Below are 526 nucleotides of genomic sequence, written 5' to 3'. Positions count from 1 at the left end.
ATGACGGACCCGGGTTGGCGTCTCTCACTCTCGATAACATGCCATATCGAGGGCGAAAAAACGGTACAATTGCGCATGGCCGGATACTCCGAGGATCACCCCTCCATCATCAAGATCATGCCGCTTCAGGTTGGCGCCGTCAGGCTGGCATGTGCACTCGCTCCAGAGGAGAGCACCCACGGGGCCCTCACCCGGGACCTGTCTCCCCAGCTCGCGCGCCGCTTGGCAATCGAATTGCTTCAGGCCGCCGAGGAGGCCGAGCTGAACGACGCTCGGTACGGCCGATGAGGCGACTATGAGCGAAGCCCTTGTCCCACGCCAGTCGGATTCTGCTCCCGCCGTCTACGACCCGGCGACGCTCGCCGTCCTCCACGCCATGGAAGAAGCCGCCGAGAAGCACCTCGACGCCATCCGCCCCCACAACACGAAGCGCGGCTACGCCAACGACTGGGCGCTCTGGGAAGAGTTCCACGGATGGCTCGCCGAACGCACCGGGCAGCCGCTGCCGCTGACCGCCGTCACCAAA

General features: G+C 64.8%; 2 protein-coding genes. Both read left to right on the top strand.

The window, feature by feature from the left end:
* The coding region (locus tag ACYVGQ_RS18750; RefSeq protein WP_460786206.1) for a hypothetical protein at window positions 1-288 on the top strand (288 nt) is incomplete at its 5' end.
* 7 nt (window positions 289-295) lie between these two features.
* The coding region (locus ACYVGQ_RS18745; protein ID WP_460786205.1) for a hypothetical protein at window positions 296-526 on the top strand (231 nt) is incomplete at its 3' end.

Source organism: Microbacterium tumbae, assembly GCF_054780175.1.
This window is presented reverse-complemented; position numbering and strand designations above follow the sequence as displayed.